This window comes from Pseudomonas asplenii (assembly GCF_001293465.1).
Taxonomy (GTDB): Bacteria; Pseudomonadota; Gammaproteobacteria; order Pseudomonadales; family Pseudomonadaceae; genus Aquipseudomonas; species Aquipseudomonas fuscovaginae_B.
In genome coordinates this window covers 149792-172781 of record NZ_JSYZ01000002.1, presented here as the reverse complement: position 1 = coordinate 172781, position 22990 = coordinate 149792, and the positions used below count along the sequence as shown (strand labels likewise).

Sequence of the window (22990 nt, the reverse complement as noted above, 5' to 3'; positions counted from 1 at the left end):
ATGCCAGGGTGCCGGGCAGGTCGTCAGTGGCCGGGCTCGCGCTCGGCGCAGGCCAGCCTTACCGAGTTGGCGATGACCTCGGCTGCCTGCTCGATCTGCGCGAGGTTGAGGTAGGACGGCGCAATGCGCAGGTGGCGTTGCCGGGCATCGTGACCATGGCAGTGGGTGGCCCCGGCGGGGGTCATTTTCACGCCTGCCTCCTGGGCGATATCCACAACCCGTCCGGCCAGCCCTTCGGGCACCAGCAGGGTGATGAAATAACCACCGCTGGGATGTGACCAACTGACCTCCGGCAGGCCTGTCAGGTGCTGGCTGAAGATCTGCCGGACCCGCTGGAACTTCGCCCCCAGGGATTGGCCATGGCGCTTCATGTGGGCCCTGAGGTTGTCCGCCGTCTGGAAGAACATCAGGTGTCTGACCTGATTGACCTTGTCCGGGCCGATCGTCTTGTACTGGCGGCACTGCAGCCACCAGCGCAGGGTTTCGGGACTGCCGCCGATCATCGCGATGCCGGAACTGGGAATGACCATTTTCGAGGTCGAGGCGAACAGGATCGCCCGCTCCGGGTTGTTTGCGCGGACGCAGGCCGCGTAGACGTCGGGGGCCGGCTCGGTGTGGTCGTGGAAGTCGTGGACCGCATAGGCGTTGTCCCAGAACAACCGGAAATCCCGGGCTGCGGTCAACATGCTGGCCAGTCGGTTGACCACTTGCTGGCTGTAGATCGCGCCGTTGGGGTTGGCGTGCCGGGGAACGCACCACATGCCTCGAATGCTCGGGTCGCTGGCGACCAGCCGTTCGACCTCGTCCATGTCCGGCCCGTCTTCGTTCAACACCACGGGGACCATCTCGATGCCGTAATACTCGCAGATCGAGAAGTGCCGGTCGTAGCCAGGTTCAGGGCAGATGAAGCGCACCTTGTCGGCCTTGCCCCACGGCTGCATGCCGGCGAAGCCCCGGATCCAGGCATGGCCGATGGCTTCATGCATCAGCGCCAGGCTGGAGTTCTCGCCGATGGCCACCTGGTCGGCGGGAAGCCCCAGCAGCGCCGGGCCGAACAGCTCACGGACCTCCTTGACGCCCTGCAGCCCACCGTAGTTGAGCCAGTCCTGGCCGTCGGCGGAGGCGAACGGGTGGCTGCCGGGCAGGCTTAGAAAGTCATGGGACAGGGCGATCTGCTCCGGCGATGGCAGGCCGCGGGTCATGTTGATCGGCTGTTGGCGGTCGCGAAGTTCGGCGTGGCGTGCACGCAGTTTCTCCAGGTCTGGCTGTGTCGGGCGAGAGTCGGGCATTGCATCAAGCTCCTACGAAGAAGGTCATGGCGATGAAAAAGCCGAGGCAGATGAAGAGTGTCTTGAATACTCCCCGGAAACGCGCGGCGAGAAAGACGGCGAGGCACAGGGTGGCCAGCTTCAGCAGGGCCGTGGGGTTTTCGAAGTGCCCCAGCCAGTCGTCGTAGTAACGCTCGCCCAGCAGGGCGGAGTAGATGATGCCGCCCATGACGCCAAAGGCCGCATAGTTGAGGAATCGATAGATCAAGCCATCGGAAGCGATCGGCAGTTTGTGAAAGACCAGGATGGGCAGCGCGCGCAGCACGTAGGAGGCGAGCGAGGCGACGAGGATAAGCGTCCAGTTGTTCATTGGCTCTTCCGTTCGAACAGTTCGTCCCAGATCAGGAGGGCGGCTCCGAGTGCGAACGGCACCACGAAGATCTGGTAGTCGTGCAGGTAGCGACCGACGATCGGGGTCAGGGCGAAGCCGGCACCGGTGGCGATCATCGGCTTGAGTTTCGGCCAGGCGAGTGAGGCGAGCACGGTGAAGTGGATCGGCAGGATCACGCCGATCACCGATTGCAGCAGCGGGTTCTGATCGCCGCTGACCCAGTAGCCCAGGCCGGTGGCGACGATGGCGATCGACAGGGTGCTGATGCCACAGCCCAGGTAATAGTTGTAGACGTTGGCGATCATGCCCTTCTTGGCGTTGGACAGGGTGAAGGTGGAGATCGACAGCAACTGGGCGGACAGCAACGACTTCCACAGCGGCACGCCCTTGAAGTGCTCGGTCAACACCGAGGACATGATCAGGAAGCGGAAGTTGACCACCAGCGTGGTGAACAGGATCGACATCACCGTCAGGTTCGCGCCGTGTTGGGCGAGGAACACCTGCAGCGGCGCCGCATGCACGGTGAAGGTCATGATCAGGGCCTGCAGGCCCGTGAACCCGGCATCCCGACTGGCGGCCCCGATGGAGAAAAAAAGGAACATGAAGGTCAGGCAGACGGGGAGTGAATCGATGCAACCTTCGGTGAAGGAGTTACGACTGGCCCGGCGTTGTTCGCCGGGCGCATCGGTGATCGACGCTTGGTTTGCCATGAGGGAGCTCCTGGCGCTGACGGCGAAGCGAATCCGCCGTCAGCGCTGCAGATTATCGAGCGCAGGACGCTACGAGTTGGTTGAGAAAATCGACACTGCCACGCAGGGTGCCGCCACGGGTTTCAAAACCGACCATGCCTTTCCAGCCGGTGTACTGAATGGCATCGATCAGGCCCGGAAAATCGAGGTTGCCCTGGCCCAGCGGGAAATGCGAATCCCGGTCACCGTTGTTGTCACTGAAAGACATGCCAACGACCCGGTCGCTGAATTTCCAGAAGAACGACAGGGGATCGCCCTCATTGACGTAGGCGTGGGACACGTCCAGGAACATGTGCAGGCCGGGAACGGACTCCAGCACATGCCCGACCTCGTCTGCCGTGGTGCAGATGTAATAGAAGGGGTGGAAGCGGGTGTAGTTGCACAGGTTCTCCAGCCAGATCTCGACGCCCCGGGCCTTGCCATAGGCCACCAGTTCCCGGAGGTTGCCAACCAGACCCTCCAGGCCCTTCTGGCGGGCTTCCTTGACCAGACGCGGCTCGACCACGCCACCGCCGTGGACGATCAGTGGCGCACCGCCCAATGCGGCGCAGATATCGACCTCTTTTTTCACGTAGTCCAGGGCGGCGGCGGCCAGGTCCTCGACATCGCTGCCCAGCGGGGCCTTGAAGTTGCCGTGGAAAATCGGTTTCACGCCGCTGCTGGCGATCAGTTCGTTCAGCGCCGCCAGGCGTTGCGCTGTGAAGTCGGAGGGACGTTCGCCTTCAAGGCTGCCGTCGATGTACCAATGGCTGTAACCCTGTTCCAGGGCCCGCTGCAGGCCCGCCTCGGCTGCCAGATAGTCTTGCTGGGCGGTGGCGGTAATGAATGCTGGCCAGGTTTCGCGGCTGGCGAATGCGTTGGTGGCGCCTTTTGGCAAATCGGTCACGGTTTCCATGTGTCTTCTCCACAGTCCAATTGTATTTATGATGAGAGCGGTGGTGTTTGCCTCTCGTGGTGGCAACCGGGACGGGCCCGGTGTGGGGGCAAATCATCTATCAATCCGTGGGCGGGACAACCTATCAGTTTGACAGGTTGGACGCGGCCTCGGTTTTCTCCAGGGCGTCCAGCGTTTTCCGGTTCAGGGCGATGGACAGCGCAACGGCGCGTTCCACACCGATGGTCCTGGCCGGGCCCAGTCGCCGGATATCCAGGCCGAGCCGAATGAGCAGTTTCTCGACGCCCACCGTGGTCACCGTGACGAATCGCTTCAGGCCACGCTCGACACCAAAGTGGACGACCGCCCGTATAGCGATCAGCGACTGCTCGGAAAATGCATAGGAGCGACCGCCCTGCTGGCAGATGGCAAAGCGACTGAGTTCCCAGGTGTCCTCCGCGCAGGGAACCGGGGCGCCTGCCAGAAGTTCCGGGAAAGTATCGGCCAGCATATTCGGGCCGGTAGTGGGCAAGAGTCGCCAACAGCCGCGGACACTTTCATCCAGGCCGGCATCCTGCAGGATCATGTAATAGGGGTTCAGTGCATCGTAGCCATCAATCTCCATGCCACCGATGACACTGACATCCCAATCTTTCTTGTCGCGGAATATCTTGGCTCTCAGGATATGCATTTTTTCCAGGCATATATCGTCGAAGTTGTTTCTTTTATCAATGGCTATATTCATGGAAGTTACCTCGAAAAGACGAGGTATTTATATATCCAGTGTGGATAATTAGTAGCCTATCAATCTGATAGGTGGCTGGCCGGGCGGGAGTCGAATATCGTCTGGGTTTCCCTGCGAAGGCGCCGAAATGAGGGTGGAGCGAAGTTTGATCAGGCAGGCCGTTGCCTTGCGGTTGCAGTTGGGCAAGAGCCAGGAGGCGTTCTGGGGCCTGTTCGGGTTGAGCCAGCCGGCCGCGAGCCGGCTGGAGTGTGGGGGCAACGGTTCGGCCAGCCTGCTGGTGCTGCTCAGCCTGTATGTGGCTGGCCGGATCGATGACAACGATCTGCTCTCCGTGTCGGCCCGTGAGGGTGGCCTAGGGCGTCATGAGGTCTAGTTGTATGGCTCTGGCCACGGCGAGCCGCCTGGAGCTGACATTGAGTTTGCGGCGAATGTTCTTGAAGTGAAATTCGACTGTGGGCTCTGCCAGGCTGAGAATCTTGCCAATTTCCCAGGTGGTTTTTTCGGCCCATGCCCAATGCAGTATTTCCAGTTCCCGAGGTGTCAGGTGAGGTGTATTCGAGTTGGAGTTCTGGAGAAAGAAGTTGCTGCCGCTCGTTACCGCGTAGTCACGCAGCATGCTGGCTGCGGGGATGCTGTGTTGCAGGACTTGTGAGTACTCGTTTTGCGGCATCGATTCGCAGCTCAGGCTGAGCATGCCGACCTGGCCCTGGGCCCCGTGGATGGGCAGCGTCAGACCCTGGCTGAGTCCGGCCCGCCGGGCTTCTTCGGCGAACTCCCTTTCTCTTTTGGTTTTGTAGAGTTTGTCTTCCCAGAGAATGGGAAGCGAGGATGAGAAACTATGGGAAACGACAGGATCGATACTGGAGTAATTCTCGTTATCATAAAGGCTTCGCCAGGATTCTGGAAAGTTGCTCATGATCTGTGCCGTACTGTTCTGTGCCTCCTTGTTGGGTTTCAGGGCATACAGGACCTGACTGTATCCGAGTTTCTGCACGGATAGAACAAGCGACTGGAACCAGGTGCGTGCATCCATTGCACTTAACAGCTCTATACATTCATCCATAAGTAGCATAGAAAAAATCCGGTATCGGTGAATCATTATTTTTGTCAGAGATAGAGGCCGCTCCAAACGAGGTCAATAGCCTCTATGCCTCGATATATACAAGGAAGTTGTTATGAACGCCAGCCTTCAGACCGTCCGCGTCAGGAACATCACCCGGGAAACCCCCAGCATCGTCTCGATAGACCTGGCGCCGGTCGGCCCCGGGCACCTGCCGGCATTCGAGGCTGGAGCCCATATCGACCTGCATCTGCCCAACGGGCTGGTGCGCAGCTATTCGCTGGTGAGTTGCCCGACGGACCTCAGTCACTACCGTCTCGGCGTACTCCATGATCGTCAGAGCCGCGGAGGGTCGGCGTTCATTCATAAACACCTGCGGGTGGGTGGGCTGCTCAAGGCTTCGGCGCCGCGCAACAATTTCCCGGCAGGCAGTGCCAGCCGGGCCGTTTTCATCGCTGGCGGCATCGGTATCACACCGCTCCTGAGCATCGCCCGGCACCTGGCCGGCAAGGGGGCTGCCGTCGACATGCTGTATTGCGTGCGCTCGGCGGCGGACGTGGCGTTTCGGGGCGAGCTGGAGAGCCTGCCCGGCTCGGTGAACTACCACTTCGATGACCAGCAGGGCGGGGCTCCGGACCTTGAGGCCCTGATGCGCGGCTACCCTCGCGACACGCATTTCTATTGCTGTGGCCCCGGGCCGATGCTGGAGGCGTTCGAGCGTGCCTGCACGGTGCTGGGGATCGAGCACGGCCATACGGAGCGCTTCAGCGGCGCGGCACTGCCGGTGTCTGGTGGGGCCGGTGGCTTTGAAGTGGTGCTCTCGCGTTCCGCGAAGCAGCTCTATCATGATGGAAAGGGCAGCCTGCTGGATACGCTGATCGCTGCGGGGCAGAGTCTTTCCTACAGTTGCCGGGAGGGCGTTTGCGGGGCCTGTGAAACCGTGGTCCTGGAGGGGACGCCTGATCACCGCGATTTCGTGCTCAGCCCTGCCGAGCGGGCCTCGGGCAGGACCATGATGCTCTGCGTGTCGGGCTGCAAGTCCGACCGGTTGGTGCTGGACATCTAGCTCGCCGGGTGCGGTGCGAGCGGGCAGGCCCGCCCGCACCCTGGCCTGTTAGGCCTGGCCCTGGCGACGCTCGATAAAGGCGCGGATCCGCTGCGCCGCCTCGACACACTCGGCCAGCGGCGCGACCAGTGCCATGCGCACCCGGCCGGCGCCCGGGTTGACGCCGTCGACCTCGCGGGACAGGTAGGACCCCGGCACCACGGTCACGTGTTCCTCCGCGAACAGGTCACGGCAGAATTCGGTATCGTCGCCCTGCACATTCGGCCACAGGTAGAAGCTGCCATCCGGCCGTTGCACATCCAGTACGGGCGCGAGAATCTCCAGCACCGCGTCGAACTTCTCCCGGTACAGCGCACGGTTGGCGCGGACGTGGACTTCATCGCTCCAGGCCGCGACGCTGGCCAGTTGGGTCTGCACCGGCATCGCGCAGCCGTGGTAGGTACGGTACAGCAGGAAGGCCTTGAGGATATCGGCGTCACCGGCGACGAAACCGGAGCGCAGGCCGGGCAGGTTGGAGCGCTTGGACAGGCTGTGGAACACCACGCAGCGCTTGAAGTCCTTGCGGCCCAGGGCCACGCAGGCGCTGAGCAGGCCGGGTGGCGGCGTCTGCTCGTCGAAGTACAGTTCGCTGTAGCACTCGTCGGCCGCGATCACGAAGTCATGCTCGTCGGCCAGGGCGATCAGTTTTTCCAGGGTCGCCTGGGGAATGAGTGCGCCGGTCGGGTTGCCTGGCGAGCAGAGGAAGAGGATCTGGCAGCGTTGCCAGATGTCCGCGGGCACGGCGTCGAAATCCGGGTTGAAGCCGTTTCCGGTCAGGCATGGCAGGTAGTGTGGCTTGGCCCCGGCCAGGAAGGCGGCACCTTCATAGATCTGGTAGAAGGGGTTGGGGCTGACCACCAGCGCGTCTTCGCCACGATTGACCACGGTCTGGGTGAAGGCGAACAGGGCTTCGCGGGTGCCATTGACCGGCAGCACGTTGCGCGCCGGGTCGATCCAGCCGCTCGGTACGTTGAAGCGACGCTCGCACCAGGTGCCGATCGCCTCGCGCAGGGCCGGGATGCCCAGGGTGGTCGGGTACACCGACATCTGCTCCAGGTTGGCCGCCAGTGCCTCGGCGACGAAGCTTGGCGAGCGGTGCTTGGGTTCGCCGATGGACAGCGCAATCGGACGCTTGTCCTCGGCGGGTTTGACGCCGCCGAGCAGGGCGCGCAGTTTCTCGAACGGGTAGGGTTGCAACTGGTTCAACGCGTTGTTCATCGGGTACGGCTCTCAATCGGAATCAGGTTCATGGCCCGCCGTCAGATACTCAGGCGGGTCAGTTCGACAGTCGGTTCGGAGGTGACGCTCAGTTGCTCGACGATGGCGTCCTGCAAACGGCTGCACAGTTGCGGGTCGGACAGCGGCTGGTTCTGCGCGTCGGTGATGAAGAACACGTCCTCCACCCGTTCGCCCAGAGTGGCGATCTTCGCGTTCTGCAGCGACAGGTCGAACTCCAGGAAGATCTTTCCAACCCGTGCCAACAGGCCGGGACGATCCGGGGCGCTCAGTTCGAGCACGGTCACCGGGCGCTGGGCGTCGTTGTGGATGGTCACCTGCGGGGCAAAGGCGAAGTGCTTGAGCTGGCGCGGTACCCGGCGCTGGATGATGGTCGGATAGTCGTCGGGATTGCGCAGGGCTTCGGCCAGGCCTTCGCGGATCTGCTTGACCCGCTTGGGGTTGTCGCCGATGGCGCCGCCATCGGTGTCCAGCACGATGTAGGTATCGAGGGTGAACTGGCTGCTGGAGGTGATGATCCGGGCGTCGTGGATGTTCAGGTTGAGCTGGTCCATCGCTGCCACAGTCACGGCGAAGAAGTCGTGCTGGTCCGGGGCGTAGATGAAGATCTGCGTACCGCCCTCGAATTCGCGCTGGGTGGTTTCCTTGATCAGCACCAGTGGCCCGCCATCGGCCGGCTGCTGGAGGATCGCGTCACTGTGCCAGGCGACGTCGCCGGCGGTGTGACGCAGGAAGTAATCGTCACCCAGTTGTGTCCAGAGCTGTTCGACGTCGTCCGGGTCGGTGCCGTTGCGGACCAGGATGTCCAGGGCCGCACTCTGGGTCTGGCGGATCTGCTCCTCGCGGTCCACCGGGTTTTCCAGGCCGCGACGCAGGGCGCGCTTGGTCTCGGTGTAGAGCTGGCGCAGCAGGCTGGCGCGCCAGGAGTTCCACAGCGTCGGGTTGGTCGCGTTGATATCGGCGACGGTCAGCACGTAGAGGTAGTCCAGGTAGACGTGGTCGCCGACGATCTGCGCGAAGTCGTGGATCACCTGCGGATCGGACAGGTCCTTGCGCTGGGCCGTGGTCGACATCACCAGGTGGTTCTGCACCAGCCAGACGATCAGGCGGCTGTCCCATGCGGGCAGTTGGTGGCGCTTGCAGAAGGCTTCGGCATCGATCGCGCCGAGTTCCGAATGGTCGCCATGCCGGCCCTTGCCGATGTCGTGGTAGAGCCCTGCCATGTAGATCAGCTCGGGCTTGGGCAGCTTGGCCATGAGCTTGGCGGCCAGCGGGAATTTCTCGGAAACCTGGGTGTACTGCAGTTTGCGCAGGTGCTTGATCAGGTTGAGCGTGTGCGCATCGACGGTATAGATGTGGAACAGGTCGTGCTGCATCTGCCCGACGATGTCGCCGAACTCGGGCAGGTAGCGGCCGAGAATGCCGTAGCGGTTCATCCGGCGCAGGTTGCGGTGTACGCCGATCCTGCACTTGAACAGCTCGATGAACAGGCTGGTGTTGCGGATGTCGTTGCGGAAGTCGTCGTCGATCAGGTGGCGATGTTCGCGCAGCAGGCGAATGGTGTCGGCGCGCACCCCCTTGATTTCCGGTTGCTGGGCCATCAGCACGAAGATTTCCAGCATGGCGAATGGCGCGCGGCGGAACACGTTCGGGTTGCTCGCCTCGATGTAGCCATCGTGCAGTTGGAAGCGCGAGTTCAACGGTTGCGGCGGCGCTTCGTCTTCCGGGGCGAGGATGACTTCGGCAAAGTGCTGGATGATCAGCTCGCTGAGTTGGGCGATGCTCATGATCACCCGGTAGTACTGCTGCATGAAGTTCTCGACGGCCTGCTTGGCGTCGTCGCCCTGGAACCCCAGCAGTCCGGCGATGCTGCGCTGGTGATCGAAAAGCAGGCGGTCCTCGGCGCGTCCGGCGAGCATGTGCAACGCATAGCGGACCCTCCAGAGAAACTCCTGGGAGGAGGCCAGCAGGATGTTTTCGCTTTCCACCAGGAAACCTTCGCCGGCCAGCGCCCGCAGGTTCAGGGTGCCGTACTGGCGGCGGGCGACCCAGAGAATCGTCTGGATGTCCCGCAGGCCGCCAGGAGAACCCTTGACGTTGGGCTCCAGGTTGTATTCGGTGTCGTTGTACTTGTGGTGGCGCGCCTTCTGTTCGGCGTGCTTGGCCAGGAAGAAATCCTTGCTCGGCCACATGTGCTCGGTGCTGGTGACCTCGAGCATGCGCTCGCGCAGGCGCTCGGGGCCGGCGATGGTGCGACTTTCCATCAGGTTGGTGATGACGGTCAGGTCGGCCCGGGCCTCTTCGGCGCATTCTTGCACCGAGCGGACGCTCTGGCCGACTTCCAGGCCGATGTCCCACAGCAGGGTCAGAAAGCGCTCGATGGAATCCCGAAAGATCTCATGATCGGCGCTGTCCAGCAGGATCAGCAGGTCGATGTCCGAGTAGGGGTGCAGTTCGCCACGACCGTAGCCGCCAACCGCCACCAGGGCGATATCGGCATCTTCGCTCCAGTCGAACTGTTCCCAGGCCTGCTGCAGGATGTGGTCGACGAACCAGGCGCGATCCTCGATCAGTCGACGGATGTCGCGCCCGCTGCGAAAGCGTTCGTCGAGAACCTCATGGGCGCGACGGATGACTTTCTTGAATGCCGCTATGGGGCTGGCCTTGAGGGCCAGTTCCGCCTGGAACTGGCCACGGTCGAAGAGTTCGGGGTCCACCTGCGGCATCGTTCGGGTTTCCTTTAATGGATCAGGCAGAGGTGCGCGGGATGGTATCGTCGCTGCGCAGGGTGAAGATCTCGTAGCCGGTTTCGGTGACCAGCAGGGTGTGTTCCCATTGTGCCGAGAGCTTGCGGTCCTTGGTGATCGCGGTCCAGCCGTCGCCCAGCACCTTGGTGTCGGCCTTGCCCTGGTTGATCATCGGTTCGATGGTGAAGGTCATGCCGGCCTTCAGTTCCATGCCGGTGCCGGCACGGCCGTAGTGCAGGATCTGCGGCTCTTCGTGGAATACCTTGCCGATGCCGTGGCCGCAGAACTCGCGAACCACCGAGAAACCGTTCTTTTCCGCATGCTTCTGGATGATCTCGCCGATGTCGCCCAGGCGGCAGCCGGGCCTGACGATCTCGATCGCCTTGTACATGCACTCCTGGGTCACCTGGGACAGGCGCTCGGCCCAGACCGGCACGGTGCCGACGTGGAACATCTTGCTGGTGTCGCCGTGGTAGCCGTCCTTGATCACCGTGACGTCGATGTTCAGGGTGTCGCCATCCTTGAGCGGCTTGTCGCTGGGGATGCCGTGGCAGACCACATGGTTGATCGAGGTGCAGATCGACTTGGGGAAGCCCTTGTAGTTGAGGGGGGCGGGGATGGCCTGCTGCACGTTGACGATATAGTCGTGGCAGATGCGGTCCAGCTCCTCGGTGGTGACGCCGGGCTTGACGTGCTCACCGATCATTTCCAGTACATCGGCGGCCAGTTTCCCGGCGATGCGCATTTTGGCGATGTCCTCGGGAGTCTTGAGGGTGACGGTCATACGGGCTCTCTATGCGCTCAGGCGCAGGTAAACACGGAAAAAGGTCGACGGCGGCAACATCCGTTAACGGAGTATTGCCTTCCGGAACCCTGAAAAATGCGATTCTAACAGACGGACGGAGCAAATCATGACGTCCGGGCATCGCTTCTCTTCACAAGGATGGGGCATTCTGGCGCGAATCCAAGGGTGGCGCAAAAGCTGCAGGCGGGATATGCGAATCCGGGTTCCGTTTTCAGCGGCCTTGTGATATAAAATGCGCCGCTTTCCGGGGATAGCCCCGAAAAGCCTAAATCCACACACGTGTCGACACGATGACCTGGGTGCCTTCGGCCTTGCTGCCGATCGGTTGGTCATTGGGATACGTGGAGGCCAAACCCGACTTATCAAGGAACTATCATGTCCCAAGTCAACATGCGCGATATGCTGAAGGCCGGTGTGCACTTCGGTCACCAAACCCGTTACTGGAACCCGAAAATGGGCAAGTACATTTTCGGTGCGCGCAACAAGATTCACATCATCAACCTTGAAAAAACCCTGCCTATGTTCAACGACGCTCTGGCGTTCGTAGAGCGTCTGGCTCAGGGCAAAAACAAGATTCTGTTCGTCGGCACCAAGCGTTCCGCTGGCAAGATCGTCGCTGAAGAAGCAGTACGTTGCGGTTCGCCGTACGTCGATCACCGCTGGTTGGGCGGCATGCTGACCAACTTCAAGACCATCCGTGCTTCCATCAAGCGTCTGCGCGACCTCGAAGTGCAAGCCGAAGACGGTACCTTCGCCAAGCTGACCAAGAAAGAGGCGCTGATGCGCACTCGCGATCTGGAAAAGCTGGATCGTTCCCTGGGCGGTATCAAGGACATGGGCGGTCTGCCTGACGCACTGTTCGTCATCGACGTTGATCACGAGCGCATCGCGATCACCGAAGCCAACAAGCTGGGCATCCCGGTCATCGGCGTAGTCGATACCAACAGCAGCCCGGAAGGCGTTGACTACATCATCCCAGGCAACGATGACGCCATCCGCGCCATCCAGCTGTACATGGGTTCGATGGCTGACGCCGTTATCCGTGGCCGCAACAACGTTGCTGGCGGCACTGAAGTCTTCGTTGAAGAAACTCAGGCTGCAGCTGAGTAATTGACGCCCTGGCGTTGACTCAGTAAGCAAAAAGGGGGCTTGGCCCCCTTTTTGCCACCTCGAAAACCATTTGTCTGCGCGCCGCTACAGCGTCTGTAATGTGCAGCTGCTAACAAGGGTGATTCGGGAAGAATTGAACGCCCGTTCGATCGGGTGGAATGGTTGATAACCTATCCAAGAGGAATTTTGAAATGGCAGCAATTACTGCGGCGCTGGTCAAAGAACTGCGCGAGCGTACCGGCGAAGGCATGATGGATTGCAAGAAGGCCCTGGAAAAGGCCGGCGGCGACATCGAGAAAGCCATTGACGACATGCGTGCCTCGGGCGCCATCAAGGCCGCCAAGAAGGCTGGCAACGTCGCTGCTGAAGGCGCTATCGCCGTCAAGACCGACGGCAAGGCCGCCGTCCTGCTGGAAGTGAACTCGCAGACCGACTTCCTGGCCCTGCAGGACGACTTCAAGACTTTCGTCAGCGAAAGCCTGGAAGAAGCCTTCGCCCAGAAGCTGACCGACGCCGCTCCGCTGATCGCTTCGCGTGAAGCCGCTCGTGAGGCCCTGGTTGCCAAGTGTGGCGAGAACGTCAACATCCGTCGCCTGGCGCGCGTTGAAGGTGACGTTGTCGGTGCCTACCTGCACGGTAACAAGATCGGTGCAACCGTCGTTCTGAAAGGTGGTGACGTCGAGCTGGCCAAGAACATCGCCATGCACGTTGCCGCTTCGAACCCTGAGTTCCTGCTGCCGTCGGAAGTATCGGCCGAGGCCATCGAGCGCGAGAAGGGCGTCTTCCTGCAACTGAACGCCGACAAGATCGCCGGCAAGCCGGAAAACATCGTCGAGAACATGATCAAGGGTCGTATCTCGAAGTTCCTGGCCGAGGCCTCGCTGGTCGAGCAGGCTTTCGTCATGAACCCGGAAGTCAAGGTTGGCGAACTGGCCAAGAAAGCCGGTGCTGAAATCGTTTCCTTCACCTACTTCAAGGTCGGCGAAGGCATCGAGAAGCCGGTTGACAACTTCGCTGAAGAAGTTGCTGCCCAGGTAGCTGCCGCCAAGCAGTAAGACAGACCCGTCTGTCGCCCCGAAGAGGCTGCCCGCTTACGCGCGCAGCCTCTTTTCAAATGGGAGGAAGGTTTTCTCTTTCTCTCGTCGGAACCGGCTTACAAAGCTGTGTTCTGATGGCGCTGTAGCAGCGCCAAGCTAGAGTTAGCAGGCTGCAAAACAGCTCGCAAGAATTTTTATAACGCCGCAGGAGAGATTCGCAATGGCTCAGCAGGGCAGTGGTTATCAAGCTCGCTATAAACGCATTCTACTCAAGCTTAGCGGCGAGGCCCTGATGGGCTCGGAAGAGTTCGGGATCGATCCGAAGGTCCTGGATCGCATGGCGCTGGAAGTCGGTCAACTGGTCGGTATCGGTGTGCAGGTCGGTCTGGTGATCGGCGGTGGCAACCTGTTCCGCGGTTCCGCACTGAGCGCTGCCGGCATGGATCGCGTCACCGGTGACCACATGGGCATGCTCGCGACCGTGATGAACGCGTTGGCGATGCGCGATGCGCTGGAACGTGCGAATATCTCAGCCATCGTGATGTCGGCCATTTCCATGGTCGGTGTGACCGATCACTACGATCGCCGCAAGGCCATGCGCCACCTCAACTCCAAGGAAGTGGTGATTTTCGCGGCCGGTACCGGTAATCCGTTCTTCACTACGGATTCGGCAGCCTGCCTGCGGGCGATCGAAATCGATGCCGATGTGGTGCTCAAGGCAACCAAGGTCGATGGCGTCTATACCGCAGATCCGTTCAAGGACCCGCATGCCGAGAAGTTCGATCATCTGACCTATGACGAGGTGCTGGATCGCAAGCTGGGTGTCATGGATCTGACCGCTATCTGCCTGTGCCGCGATCACAAGATGCCGTTGCGCGTATTTAACATGAACAAGCCCGGCGCCCTGCTGAACATCGTACATGGCGGCGCTGAAGGAACCCTGGTCGAGGAAGGCGTACAATGATCAACGAACTCAAGAAAGACGCTCAGGTGCGCATGCAGAAGTCCCTGGAGTCTCTGGCCCACGCATTTGGCCAAATCCGTACCGGCAAGGCCCACCCAAGCATCCTGGGTAGCGTGATGGTCCCCTACTACGGTACCGACACGCCTTTGAGCGGTGTTGCCAACGTAACGGTGAAAGATAACCAGACCCTGCAGGTCGTGCCGTTCGAGCGCAACATGCTCGGTGCCATCGACAAGGCCATCGGCAGTGCCGGCCTGAACCTCAACCCGACCAACCTGGGCGAGTTGCTGCTGATCAAGATGGCGCCACTGACCGAGGAAACCCGCAAGGGCTTCACCAAGCAGGCGCGTGCCGCCGCGGAAGACGCACGGGTTGCGGTGCGCAATATCCGTCGTGATGTGCTGGGTGACCTGAAGAAGCTGGCCAAGGACAAGGAAATCAGCGAAGACGAAGAACGCCGCGCCGGCGCTGAAATCGACAAGCTGATCAAGGAATTCGAAGCCCAGATCGCCAAGGCCACCGAAGAAAAAGAAAAGGACCTGATGGCCGTATAAGGGTCAGGACACCTTCAATGGAAAAGACCAAGCAGGCTGTGCTGTCCTCGGTGCCGCGCCACGTGGCGATCATCATGGATGGCAACAATCGCTGGGCCAAGAAACGTTTCTTGCCTGGCGTCGCCGGTCACAAGGCCGGTGTCGATGCGGTGCGGGCGGTGATCGAGGTGTGTGCCGAGGCCAAGGTCGAGGTGCTGACCCTGTTCGCCTTCTCCAGTGAGAACTGGCAGCGCCCCGCCGACGAAGTCAGCGCCTTGATGGACCTGTTCTTCAAGGCGTTGCGGCGCGAAGCCAAGCGCCTCGACGACAACAACATCAGCCTGCGGATCATCGGCGACCGCTCGCGCTTCCACCCTGAACTCCAGGCGGCGATGCGCGAGGCGGAAGCCGCGACGGCGGGCAGCAATCGTTTCATTCTGCAGATTGCCGCCAACTACGGCGGGCAGTGGGATATCGCCCAGGCTGCCCAGCGTCTTGCCCGTGAGGTGCAGGCCGGGCATCTGCGCCCGGACGATATCACCCCGGATCTGCTGCAGACCTGCCTGGCCACCGGCGACCTGCCGTTGCCGGACCTGTGCATCCGCACCGGTGGCGAACATCGGATCAGCAACTTCCTGCTGTGGCAGTTGGCGTATGCCGAGCTGTATTTCTCCGACCTGTTCTGGCCAGACTTCAAACACGATGCCATGCGCAACGCGCTGGCTGATTTCGCTTCCCGCCAGCGTCGTTTCGGTAAGACGAGCGAGCAGGTCGAAGCTGGAGCCCGGGTTTAATGCTCAAGCAACGCATCATCACCGCACTTGTCCTGCTGCCTATCGCCCTGTGCGGTTTCTTCCTGCTTTCGGGCTCCGGTTTCGCCCTGTTCATCGGCGTGGTTGTGACGCTCGGGGCCTGGGAGTGGGCGCGGTTGGCAGGTTTTGACGCGCAGCCGGCCCGGGTGGCGTATGCCGCGCTGGTCGCGGTCCTGCTGTTCTTCATGTACATCCTGCCGAACCTGGCGCCCTGGGTGCTGGGTGCGTCGGTGTTGTGGTGGGGGCTGGCGACCTACCTGGTGCTGACCTATCCGCAGTCCAGTGCACGCTGGTCGAGCGCGGCGAGCAAGCTGGTGATCGGTTTCCTGATCCTGCTGCCGGCCTGGCAGGGGCTGATCGAGATCAAGCAGCATGCGTCGGGCCGGGGCAACTGGCTGATCATGGCGGTGATGATTCTGGTCTGGGGCGCCGATATCGGCGCCTATTTCTCCGGCAAGGCCTTCGGCAAGCGCAAGTTGGCGCCGGCGGTGAGTCCCGGCAAGAGCTGGGAGGGCGTCTATGGCGGCCTGTCGCTGAGCCTGGCGATCACCGCGGTATTCGGCCTGGTTTCCGGCTGGGGCCTGGGTCAGATCATCGCGAGCCTGATGGGCGCGGCGATCATCGTTTTCGTATCGGTGGTCGGTGACCTGACCGAAAGCATGTTCAAGCGTCAATCGGGAGTCAAGGACAGCAGCAACCTGTTGCCAGGGCACGGTGGTGTGCTCGACCGTATCGACAGTCTGACCGCCGCCATCCCGATGTTCGCTGTGCTGCTGTGGATCGCTGCATCGTGAGCCGTCCACAACAGGTTACCGTGCTGGGAGCCACCGGCTCCATCGGCTTGAGCACGCTGGATGTGATTGCCCGGCATCCGGAGCGTTACCAGGCGTTCGCCTTGAGCGGTTTCACTCGCCTCACCGAGCTGCTGGCCCTGTGTGTTCGCCATCGTCCGCGTTTTGCGGTGGTGCCTGATGCGCTCGCTGGCCGCCGCCTGCAGGACGAGCTGCGCGCTGCCGGCCTGTCGACCGAGGTTCTGGTTGGCGAGCAGGGATTGTGCGAGGTCGCTTCGCATCCCGAGGTCGACACCGTGATGGCGGCGATCGTGGGGGCTGCAGGCCTGCGTCCGACCCTGGCGGCGGTCGAGGTCGGCAAGAAGATCCTGCTGGCGAACAAGGAAGCACTGGTGATGACCGGTGCGCTGTTCATGCAGGCGGTGCGCAAGAGCGGTTCGGTGCTGTTGCCGATCGACAGCGAGCACAATGCGATCTTCCAGTGCCTGCCAGGGGATTTCGCCCGTGGTCTTGGCGCGGTAGGGGTGCGTCGGATTCTGCTGACCGCCTCCGGCGGGCCGTTTCGGCAGACGCCTCTGGCCGATCTTGAGCATGTCACGCCCGATCAGGCCTGTGCCCACCCCAACTGGTCCATGGGGCGCAAGATTTCGGTCGACTCGGCCAGCATGATGAACAAGGGCCTGGAGTTGATCGAAGCCTGCTGGCTGTTCGATGCGCGGCCGGATCAGGTCGAGGTGGTGATTCATCCGCAGAGTGTGATTCATTCCCTGGTCGATTACATCGATGGTTCGGTGCTTGCCCAGTTGGGCAATCCCGATATGCGTACGCCGATCGCCAATGCACTGGCCTGGCCTGAGCGTATTGATTCCGGTGTGGCGCCGCTGGATCTGTTTGCCGTGGCACGCCTGGACTTCCAGGCCCCGGACGAACAGCGCTTCCCCTGCCTGCGTCTGGCACGGGCGGCTGCCGAGGCGGGCGGCAGTGCGCCGGCGATGCTCAATGCGGCCAACGAGGTGGCGGTCGCGGCATTTCTCGAACGGCGCATCCGCTACCCCGAGATCGCGAGTATCATCGAAGAAGTGTTGAATCTGGAACCTGTTGTCGCGGTCGATGAACTCGACGCGGTATTCGCAGCGGATGCCAAGGCACGGGCATTGACCGAGCAGTGGTTGAGTCGCAACCGACGCTGAGTCTGGCTGGGCGTCCGAGCGATGCGGCACTTGATAGGATTGCGGAGAAAGTAGATGAGCGCACTCTATATGATCGTCGGCACCCTGGTGGCATTGGGGGTGCTGGTCACTTTCCATGAATTCGGTCACTTCTGGGTGGCACGCCGTTGCGGCGTCAAGGTGCTGCGTTTTTCCGTGGGCTTCGGTACGCCGCTGTTGCGCTGGCATGATCGCCAGGGAACCGAGTTCGTCGTGGCGGCCATTCCGCTGGGCGGCTACGTGAAGATGCTCGACGAGCGCGAGGCGCCTGTCGCGCCGCACGAGCTGGACCAGGCGTTCAATCGCAAGACGGTACGTCAGCGCATCGCTATCGTTGCCGCCGGTCCGATTGCCAACTTCCTCCTGGCTATCAGCTTCTTCTGGGTGCTGGCGATGCTCGGCAGCCAGCAGGTCCGTCCGGTCATCGGCGCTGTCGAGGCCGGCAGTATCGCCGCGAAGGCCGGTCTGGCCGCAGGCCAGGAAATCGTCTCGATCGACGGTGAGCCAACCGCCGGCTGGTCTGCCGTCAACCTGCAACTCGTGCGTCGCCTGGGTGAGAGCGGTACGTTGCGGTTGCAGGTCCGCGAGGCGGGCTCGGATGTCGACTCTACGCGTGAGCTGGCGCTGGATCGCTGGCTGCAGGGCGCCGATGAGCCGGATCCGATCAAGTCCCTGGGGATCCGCCCGTGGCGTCCGGCCCTGCCGCCGCTGCTGGCAGAACTCGACCCGAAAGGTCCGGCCCAGGCCGCCGGCCTGAAGACCGGTGACCGTCTGCTGTCGCTGGATGGCGAGGCGGTCAATGACTGGCAGCAGGTGGTGGACTGGGTGCGTATACGCCCTGATACCAAAATTGTGCTGCATGTCGAGCGCGATGGTGCTCAAATCGACCTCCCCGTAACCCTGGCGTCCCGCGGTGAAGGCAAGGCCGCCACCGGTTACCTGGGGGCGGGCGTCAAGGCCGCGGATTGGCCGCCGCAGATGCTTCGCGAAGTCAGCTACGGGCCCGTTGCGGCGATCGGCGAGGGTGCCAGGCGTACCTGGACCATGAGTGTCCTGACCCTGGATTCCCTGAAGAAAATGCTGTTCGGCGAGCTCTCGGTAAAAAACTTGAGCGGACCGATAACCATTGCTAAAGTGGCGGGCGCTTCAGCCCAGTCGGGCGTCGCTGATTTCCTGAATTTCCTTGCTTATCTGAGCATCAGCCTGGGGGTTCTGAATCTGTTGCCCATCCCGGTACTGGATGGGGGACACTTGCTGTTTTATCTGATCGAGTGGGCACGTGGTCGCCCCTTGTCGGAGCGAGTACAAGGTTGGGGGGTACAGATCGGTATCAGTTTGGTGGTCGGGGTCATGCTGCTTGCCCTGGTCAACGATCTGGGTCGACTGTAACGCGTCGCTAAAATTGCGAATCTGCCGCATCTTGCGGCAGTTTGTTTATTGCCAGTTGGAATAAGAAAGGACTTCATGAAACGTCTGCTGCTAACTGCGGTTCTCACCGTATTGATGATCGCCGAAGTTCACGCCGAGTCCTTCACTATCTCCGATATCCGTGTCAACGGCCTCCAGCGGGTATCCGCCGGTAGCGTGTTCGGTGCGTTGCCGTTGAACGTCGGGGATCAAGCGGATGACCGTCGCCTGGTGGAGTCCACCCGTGCGCTGTTCAAAACCGGTTTCTTCCAGGATATCCAGCTGGGGCGCGACGGTAACGTCCTGGTCATCACGGTGGTCGAGCGACCTTCCGTGGCCAGCATCGATATCGAAGGCAACAAGGCAATTTCGACTGACGACCTGATGAAGGGGCTGAAGCAGTCCGGCCTGGCCGAAGGCGAGATCTTCCAGCGCGCCACCCTCGAAGGCGTGCGTAACGAACTGCAGCGTCAGTACGTCGCCCAGGGCCGCTACTCGGCCGAGGTCGAGACCGAAGTGGTGCCACAACCCCGTAACCGCGTCGGCCTGAAGATCAAGATCAACGAAGGTACCGTTGCCGCGATCCAGCACATCAACGTGGTGGGTAACACGGTATTCCCGGACGACGACCTGACCGACCTGTTCGAACTCAAGACCACCAACTGGCTGTCGTTCTTCAAGAACGACGACAAGTACGCCCGTGAGAAACTTTCCGGTGACCTGGAGCGCCTGCGTTCCTATTACCTGGACCGCGGCTATATCAACATGGATATCGCCTCGACCCAGGTGTCGATCACGCCGGACAAGAAGAGCGTCTATATCACCGTCAACATCACCGAAGGCCAGAAGTACAAGGTCCGCGACGTCAAGCTCAGCGGTGACCTGAAGGTGCCTGAGGACCAGGTCAAGTCCCTGCTGCTGGTCGAGCCGGGCCAGGTGTTCTCGCGCAAGCTGATGACCACCACCTCCGAACTGATCACCCGCCGCCTGGGTAACGACGGCTACACCTTCGCCAACGTCAACGGTGTACCGACGCCGCACGACGATGACCACACCGTCGACATCACCTTCGTGGTCGATCCGGGCAAGCGTGCCTACGTGAACCGTATCAACTTCCGTGGCAACACCAAGTCCGAGGACGAAGTGCTGCGTCGGGAAATGCGCCAGATGGAAGGCGGCTGGGCTTCGACCTACCTGATCGACCAGTCCAAGACCCGTCTGGAGCGCCAGGGCTTCTTCAAGGAAGTCAACGTCGAGACGCCAGCCGTGCCGGGTGTCGATGACCAGGTCGATGTGAACTACGCCGTGGAAGAGCAGGCCTCCGGTTCGATCACCGCCAGCGTCGGTTTCGCCCAGAGCGCCGGTCTGATCCTCGGTGGTTCGATCACCCAGAACAACTTCCTCGGTACCGGTAACAAGGTCAGCATCGGCCTGACCCGCAGCGAATACCAGAGCCGCTACAACTTCGGCTACGTTGACCCCTACTGGACCGCCGATGGCGTCAGCCTGGGCTACAACGTGTTCTACCGCACCACCGACTACAAGGACCTCGACGTCGACGTAGCGAGCTATGCGGTGGACAGCCTGGGTGCCGGTGTGAGCGTGGGCTACCCGATCAGCGAGACTTCCCGTCTGACCTTCGGCCTGACCGCACAGCAGGACAAGATCAAGACCGGTCTGTACACCGTCGACGAGATCTTCAACTTCGTCAACGAGAACGGCAGCAACTACCTGAACTTCAAGGCATCGGCCGGTTGGTCCGAGTCGACCTTGAACAAGGGCGTACTGGCAACCCGTGGTCACTCCCAGAGCCTGACCCTGGAAACCACAACGCCGGGTAGCGACCTGTCGTTCTTCAAGCTCGACTATCGTGGCCAGGTGTTTACGCCCCTGACCGACACCTACACCATGCGCTTCCATAGCGAGCTGGGGTATGGCGACGGTTATGGCTCCACCCATGGCCTGCCGTTCTACGAGAACTACTATGCTGGTGGTTTCAACTCGGTCCGTGGCTTCAAGGACAGCACCCTCGGTCCGCGCGGTACGCCGAGCCGTGGCGTGGGCGTGACCGGTAACGTGGGTACCATCGCCGACTCGGACAACGATCCGCTGCCGTTCGGTGGCAACGTGCTGATCCAGGGTGGTGCCGAGTTGCTGTTCCCGCTGCCGTTCGTCAAGGACCAGCGTTCCCTGCGGACCTCGCTGTTCTGGGACGTGGGTAACGTGTTCGACTCCAAGTGCGAACAGGTCAAGAACACCAACGGCACGCTGTCGCAGACGCAGTGCAACGACATCAGTTTCAGCAACCTGGCCAGCTCCGTGGGTGTTGGGGTGACCTGGGTCACAGCGCTGGGTCCGTTGAGTTTTGCCCTGGCGATGCCCGTGAAGAAGCCGGACAACGCCGAAACTCAGGTGTTCCAGTTCTCCCTCGGTCAGACCTTCTAAGGTTCTGCCCCCAGCTAATGACAATGGATTTTGTAGGAGTTTATCGTGCGTAAGTTGACCCAACTGGTGCTGCTGGCAAGCGTTCTGGTAGCGACCCCGGCCTTTGCCGAAATGAAAATCGCCGTGCTGAACTATCAGATGGCCCTGCTGGAATCCGATGCGGCCAAGAAGTACGCCGTGGATGCCGAGAAGAAATTCGGCCCGCAACTGACCAAGCTCAAGGCTCTGGAAAGCAGCGCCAAGGGTATCCAGGATCGTCTGGTCAGCGGTGGCGACAAGATGCAGCAAGGCGAGCGTGAGCGTCTGGAGCTCGAGTTCAAGCAAAAGGCCCGTGACTTCCAGTTCCAGTCCAAGGAACTGAACGAAGCCAAGGCCGTTGCCGATCGCGACATGCTCAAGCAACTCAAGCCGAAGCTGGACAGCGCCGTGGAAGAAGTCATCAAGAAAGGTGCCTACGACCTGGTGTTCGAGCGTGGCGCGGTGATCGATGTCAAACCTCAGTACGACATCACTCGCCAAGTCATCGAGCGCATGAACCAGCTGAAGTAACCCATGACTGCGACTATCAAGCTCGGCCAGCTGGCCGAGATCCTCGGTGCCACCCTGCGTGGTTCCGAGGAGAAGGAAATCACTGGGCTGGCCACCTTGCAGGAGGCCGGCCCAGCTCAATTGAGCTTCCTGGCAAACCCCCAATACCGCAAGTACCTCCTGGACAGCCGGGCTGGCGCGGTTCTGCTCAAGGCCGCTGATGCCGAAGGCTATGCCGGCGATGCCCTGGTGGTGGCTGATCCCTACCTGGCCTATGCGCGAATTTCGCACCTGTTCGATCCGAAACCCAAGGCGGCTGCCGGTATTCACCCGAGCGCCGTGGTGGCCGAGGATGCAACGGTCGACCCGACGGCGAGCATTGCCGCCTTCGTGGTGATCGAGAGCGGTGCGCGCATCGGCGCGGGCGTCACCATCGGCGCCCACTGCTTCATCGGTGCGCGTTGCGAGATCGGCGAGGGTGGCTGGCTGGCTCCACGGGTGACCCTGTATCACGATGTGCGCATCGGCAAGCGCGTGGTCATCCAGTCGGGCGCCGTGCTCGGTGGCGAAGGTTTCGGTTTCGCCAATGAAAAGGGTGTCTGGAACAAGATCGCCCAGATCGGCGGTGTGCTGGTCGGCGACGATGTGGAGATCGGCGTGAATACCGCCATCGACCGTGGCGCATTGGCCGATACGATCCTGGGCAACGGCGTCAAGCTCGATAACCAGATCCAGATCGCCCATAACGTTCAAGTGGGGGATCACACCGCCATGGCCGCCTGCTGCGGCATTTCCGGCAGCACCAAGATCGGCAAGCACTGCATGCTCGCCGGCGGTGTCGGGCTGGTGGGGCATATCGAGATTTGCGACAACGTGTTCCTGACCGGGATGACCATGGTGACCCACTCGATTACCGAGCCAGGTGCCTATTCTTCCGGCACGGCGATGCAGCCAGCGGCCGAATGGCGCAAGAGTGCGGCCCGCATTCGTCAGCTCGACGACATGTCTCGGCGGCTGCGGCAGTTGGAAAAACGTGTCGGGAACGTGACCCCGGACGCGCATGCTTCATCTGAAGGCTGATACCATTTCCATATCAAGTAGTCGTTAGACTGCCTCCTTGATTTGCTAGAGGAGCTCACCCTGCCGGGGTGTGCTCCCCATCTTTACTACAGGCT

At 61.4% G+C, this 22990-nt stretch carries 22 protein-coding genes; 13 read left to right on the top strand and 9 right to left on the bottom strand.

The annotated features are described in order from the left end of the window. Positions 1–23: 23 nt before the first annotated feature. The 5 genes from PF66_RS02835 to PF66_RS02815 form a co-directional block, all read right to left on the bottom strand. Entirely contained in the window at positions 24–1289 is a 1266-nt protein-coding gene (locus tag PF66_RS02835) for an aminotransferase class I/II-fold pyridoxal phosphate-dependent enzyme (protein WP_054061839.1), read from the bottom strand. 4 nt (positions 1290–1293) lie between these two features. Continuing rightward, on the bottom strand, positions 1294–1638 hold the full coding sequence (locus PF66_RS02830; RefSeq protein WP_054058454.1) for an AzlD domain-containing protein: 345 nt from the start codon (positions 1636–1638) through the stop codon (positions 1294–1296). Beyond that, positions 1635–2369, bottom strand: a complete 735-nt coding sequence (locus PF66_RS02825) for an AzlC family ABC transporter permease (protein ID WP_054061838.1) — start codon at positions 2367–2369, stop codon at positions 1635–1637. The genes PF66_RS02830 and PF66_RS02825 overlap by 4 nt, the downstream gene beginning before the upstream one ends. A gap of 52 nt (positions 2370–2421) precedes the next feature. After that, positions 2422–3303 (bottom strand): sugar phosphate isomerase/epimerase family protein, encoded by an 882-nt coding sequence (locus PF66_RS02820; protein WP_054058452.1) that lies wholly within the window; start codon positions 3301–3303, stop codon positions 2422–2424. Between the two features lie 124 nt (positions 3304–3427). Next, the gene (locus PF66_RS02815) at positions 3428–4027 is read right to left on the bottom strand and encodes an acyl-homoserine-lactone synthase (protein ID WP_054061837.1); all 600 of its coding nucleotides are present in this window, start codon (positions 4025–4027) and stop codon (positions 3428–3430) included. A 145-nt stretch (positions 4028–4172) separates the two neighbouring features. Between PF66_RS02815 and PF66_RS02810 the strand changes: the two genes are divergently transcribed. After that, positions 4173–4400, top strand: coding sequence for a hypothetical protein (locus PF66_RS02810; protein WP_239687977.1), 228 nt, complete (start codon positions 4173–4175; stop codon positions 4398–4400). On the opposite strand, the gene PF66_RS02805 is transcribed toward PF66_RS02810, so the two are convergent. Continuing rightward, a complete protein-coding gene (locus tag PF66_RS02805; RefSeq protein ID WP_239687976.1) occupies positions 4380–5060 on the bottom strand; it encodes a helix-turn-helix transcriptional regulator in 681 nt (226 codons plus the stop codon). The two genes, PF66_RS02810 and PF66_RS02805, sit on opposite strands and share 21 nt — an antisense overlap. A 142-nt stretch (positions 5061–5202) precedes the next feature. Between PF66_RS02805 and PF66_RS02800 the strand changes: the two genes are divergently transcribed. Then, positions 5203–6153 (top strand): PDR/VanB family oxidoreductase, encoded by a 951-nt coding sequence (locus PF66_RS02800; RefSeq protein ID WP_054061836.1) that lies wholly within the window; start codon positions 5203–5205, stop codon positions 6151–6153. Positions 6154–6201: 48 nt separating this feature from the next. On the opposite strand, the gene dapC is transcribed toward PF66_RS02800, so the two are convergent. Genes dapC through map form a run of 3 tightly spaced genes read right to left on the bottom strand, consistent with a single transcriptional unit; the run spans position 6202 to position 10959 of the window. Continuing rightward, positions 6202–7410 carry a succinyldiaminopimelate transaminase gene (gene dapC, locus PF66_RS02795; RefSeq protein WP_054061835.1) on the bottom strand — a complete coding sequence of 403 codons (1209 nt, stop codon included), beginning with the start codon at positions 7408–7410 and terminating at the stop codon, positions 6202–6204. A 41-nt stretch (positions 7411–7451) separates the two neighbouring features. Further along, positions 7452–10154: a [protein-PII] uridylyltransferase gene (locus PF66_RS02790; protein ID WP_054061834.1), complete on the bottom strand. Its 2703-nt coding sequence runs from the start codon at positions 10152–10154 to the stop codon at positions 7452–7454. A gap of 22 nt (positions 10155–10176) precedes the next feature. After that, a complete protein-coding gene (gene map / locus PF66_RS02785; protein WP_054058445.1) occupies positions 10177–10959 on the bottom strand; it encodes a type I methionyl aminopeptidase in 783 nt (260 codons plus the stop codon). 396 nt (positions 10960–11355) lie between these two features. Between map and rpsB the strand changes: the two genes are divergently transcribed. From rpsB to lpxD, 11 genes are all read left to right on the top strand, one after another. Further along, complete coding sequence (gene rpsB / locus PF66_RS02780; protein WP_017906276.1) at positions 11356–12090, top strand: 30S ribosomal protein S2; 735 nt, start codon at positions 11356–11358, stop codon at positions 12088–12090. 191 nt (positions 12091–12281) lie between these two features. Next, complete coding sequence (gene tsf / locus PF66_RS02775) at positions 12282–13145, top strand: translation elongation factor Ts (protein ID WP_054058444.1); 864 nt, start codon at positions 12282–12284, stop codon at positions 13143–13145. A 202-nt stretch (positions 13146–13347) separates the two neighbouring features. Further along, complete coding sequence (gene pyrH / locus PF66_RS02770; RefSeq protein WP_017906274.1) at positions 13348–14091, top strand: UMP kinase; 744 nt, start codon at positions 13348–13350, stop codon at positions 14089–14091. After that, entirely contained in the window at positions 14088–14645 is a 558-nt protein-coding gene (frr, locus tag PF66_RS02765) for a ribosome recycling factor (RefSeq protein WP_054058443.1), read from the top strand. Before pyrH ends, frr begins: the two co-directional genes overlap by 4 nt. 17 nt (positions 14646–14662) lie before the next feature. Continuing rightward, the gene (uppS, locus tag PF66_RS02760) at positions 14663–15418 is read left to right on the top strand and encodes a polyprenyl diphosphate synthase (protein ID WP_054058442.1); all 756 of its coding nucleotides are present in this window, start codon (positions 14663–14665) and stop codon (positions 15416–15418) included. Further along, on the top strand, positions 15418–16230 hold the full coding sequence (locus tag PF66_RS02755; RefSeq protein WP_054061833.1) for a phosphatidate cytidylyltransferase: 813 nt from the start codon (positions 15418–15420) through the stop codon (positions 16228–16230). Before uppS ends, PF66_RS02755 begins: the two co-directional genes overlap by 1 nt. Next, a complete protein-coding gene (gene ispC / locus PF66_RS02750) occupies positions 16227–17417 on the top strand; it encodes a 1-deoxy-D-xylulose-5-phosphate reductoisomerase (protein ID WP_054058440.1) in 1191 nt (396 codons plus the stop codon). Before PF66_RS02755 ends, ispC begins: the two co-directional genes overlap by 4 nt. A 54-nt stretch (positions 17418–17471) precedes the next feature. Beyond that, the gene (gene rseP / locus PF66_RS02745; protein WP_054058439.1) at positions 17472–18824 is read left to right on the top strand and encodes a sigma E protease regulator RseP; all 1353 of its coding nucleotides are present in this window, start codon (positions 17472–17474) and stop codon (positions 18822–18824) included. 75 nt (positions 18825–18899) lie between these two features. Next, the gene (gene bamA, locus PF66_RS02740; RefSeq protein ID WP_054061832.1) at positions 18900–21287 is read left to right on the top strand and encodes an outer membrane protein assembly factor BamA; all 2388 of its coding nucleotides are present in this window, start codon (positions 18900–18902) and stop codon (positions 21285–21287) included. A gap of 45 nt (positions 21288–21332) precedes the next feature. After that, positions 21333–21836 (top strand): OmpH family outer membrane protein, encoded by a 504-nt coding sequence (locus tag PF66_RS02735; RefSeq protein ID WP_017906267.1) that lies wholly within the window; start codon positions 21333–21335, stop codon positions 21834–21836. A 3-nt stretch (positions 21837–21839) separates the two neighbouring features. Then, positions 21840–22895, top strand: a complete 1056-nt coding sequence (gene lpxD / locus PF66_RS02730) for a UDP-3-O-(3-hydroxymyristoyl)glucosamine N-acyltransferase (protein WP_054058437.1) — start codon at positions 21840–21842, stop codon at positions 22893–22895. The last annotated feature ends 95 nt before the right edge of the window (positions 22896–22990 follow it).